This is a genomic window from Nonomuraea antri (assembly GCF_013283785.1).
GTDB classification, from domain to species: domain Bacteria; phylum Actinomycetota; class Actinomycetes; order Streptosporangiales; family Streptosporangiaceae; genus Nonomuraea; species Nonomuraea antri.
In genome coordinates this window covers 1-2,626 of record NZ_JABCPZ010000475.1, presented here as the reverse complement: position 1 = coordinate 2,626, position 2,626 = coordinate 1, and the positions used below count along the sequence as shown (strand labels likewise).

At 71.6% G+C, this 2,626-nt stretch carries 1 protein-coding gene; it reads left to right on the top strand.

Annotation, left to right across the window (positions count from 1 at the left end; all coding sequences use genetic code 11):
- Nucleotides 1–984: 984 nt before the first annotated feature.
- Nucleotides 985–2,626, top strand: a 1,642-nt coding sequence (locus HII36_RS54595; protein ID WP_173531282.1) for an AfsR/SARP family transcriptional regulator, incomplete at its 3' end; no start/stop codon positions are given.

Below are 2,626 nucleotides of genomic sequence, written 5' to 3'. Positions count from 1 at the left end.
CTTCTGAGATTCCACGCGGGGAGGAGGTCCTCCCCGCGTGGTCCTGCTCCTCCGCTCCAGCAGCACCGCGCCATCGCCCTGATCCGCCACCAGGCGGTGGGGCGGGGGCGCCTTTTTCATGCGGTGAGCGCGGGTGCGTGGCGCGCGTCTCGCGAACACAACCCGATCGCGAACGTAACCGCGATCGCGAACGTAATCCGACCGCGAACGTAACCCGATCGCATCAAGCCCGGCCGGCGGGCTTTCCAGCGTGGAGCACCGGCTCCACAGAGCGGCGCTCCCCAGCCCCGCGGACTCGGCGGGCAGCTCGCTGCTGGAGGTGCTGTGTCGGCCGCGGCTCACGAGGTCGCTCCCCCCACCGCCGGTGGTGACGGAAAGCGCGGCACCGCCGCCACCACGACTCTGGCACACCCGAGGCCGGCGGCTACGGCGGATCACCCGCCCCGGCGGCACCGTAGAGTCACTACTGAAGGACGGTGGAGATCTCACCGGACGGGGTGGGCCGCCATACCTTGTCTGCGGCGGAGGCGGCAGAGGCGGTCGCAGCGCCGAGACCGAGCGCGATGATACCGGCTGCCGCCACGACGGCGAGCTTCTTGAGCAGTCTGACCTGTGTCACAAGACCTCCCGATACGAAGATGCAGGGGCGATGGTATTGGACCCGAAGATCGCGCCACAATCCTCCCCCATAAGGCTGGATGCGAGCCTCTGTACGGCAGGAATGTGGTCACTTGAACACCTCGACGGGTTCGTCTCCTGGCAGGCGCAGCGGTTGCTGCGGGCCGGCCACCTCAGCCAGGAGTCAGAGGAACGCCCTGATGATCATCGCCTGGCGAGTCGATTGCAAGGCGCATGAAAGGCTGCACCCCTAGACATGCGCATGTGCCCCATGGCGCCGGAAACTTAGGCGAGGGCGGCGTTCGTCCGCCTGTCTCCCTAAATGGGCTCGTTTGTCAAACTTCGTGAAGGAGGGCAGCGCTCCTAGTGACGCTGGAGATCGGATTCCTCGGCCCGTGGCAGGTCCTGGCCGATGACGAGCCGGTCCGGCTCGCCGGCCTGCGACGGATCGGCGTGCTGGCCAGACTCGCACTGAACACCGGGCAGGTCGTCCCCGCCGAGCGGATCCTCACCGACATCTGGGGAGACGGCTCGGCTGCGACCTCGGCCAAACAGCTCCACATCGTGATCTCCAAACTCCGCGAAACCCTCGGCCCGCACACCACCGAAGAGATCATCAAGACCGTGCCCGGCGGCTACCGGCTCGCGCTCGAACCGGACCACGTCGACGCCCACCTGTTCACCCGCCTGCTCAAACGCGCCCGCACCGCCCAGGCGCAAGGGGGCGGCGCCGCCGCCGACGCCCTGTTCCGCACCGCCCTGCAGTTGTGGCGAGGCGAGCCACTGGCCGGATTGACCGCCCCGTGGGCCCGGATCGAAGCCACCCGCCTGGAAGAAGAACGCTCAGCCGCCCTGGAGGACCACGCCGATCTCCGCCTCGCCGCCGGCGACCACCACGCGGTGGCCGCCGACCTGGCCGCACACGTGCGGGCACATCCCCTGCGCGAACGCCCCGCCGCCCAGCTCATGCTCGCCCTGCACCGCGCCGGCCGCCCGTCTGAGGCGCTCGCCGTCTACCAGGACACCCGCCGGATCATGGTCACCGAACTCGGCGTCGAACCCGGCGCCGAGCTGCGCCGCCTGCACCAGGCCGTCCTGGCCAAGGACCCGGCCCTCGACCTGACCACCCCGGCCCAGCAGGTCACGGTCGGCGGCCCGGACATCCCGGCCGAACTGCCCGCCGACACCCACGCCTTCACCGCCCGCACCACCGAGATCGACCGCCTGCGCACCGCACTCGGTCCCGCCGGCGGGCCAGTCGGGGGGCCGGCCATCACCGTGATCGACGGACCCGGCGGCATCGGCAAGTCCGCCCTGGCCGTCCACGTCGCCCACGCCACGTCCGCCCGGTTCACCGACGGCGTCATCTACCTCAACCTGCACGGATCCTCCCCCGGACTCGACCCGCTGACCCCGGCCCAAGCCCTGCGCCACCTGCTGCGCTCCCTCGGCCTGGACGGCGCCGCCGTCCCCGCCGACCCGGGCGAGGCCACCGCCCGCTACCGCTCCCTGACCGCGGCCTGCAACCTGCTGGTCATCCTGGACAACGCCCGCGACGTCCGCCAGATCCGCCCGCTCATCCCGGCGGGACCGGGCTGCCGGGTCCTGATCACCTCCCGGGAGCCGCTGGCCACCCTGGACCACGCCCGCCATCTCCACCTGGGCAACCTCGGCCCCGCCGACGCCACCGCGCTCCTGTCCGAGCTGGCCGGGCCCGACCGGATACGCGCCGAACCGCAGGCGGCCGAGCGAATCGTCCAGCTGTGCGGTGGTTTCCCCCTCGCCCTGCGGATCGTCGGCGCCCGCCTGGCCGCCCGTCCCGACTGGACCCTGTCCGACCTGGAAATACGGCTGGCCGACGCCACCCGCCGGCTGGACACGCTCGAGTACGCCGACCTGGCCGTCCGCGCGAGCATCGCGGTCAGCCACCACCACCTGCGCGAAGAGCCGGCCGGGCGCGACGCCACCCACCTGCTGCCCCTGCTCGGCCTGCTCGGCCTGCCCACCC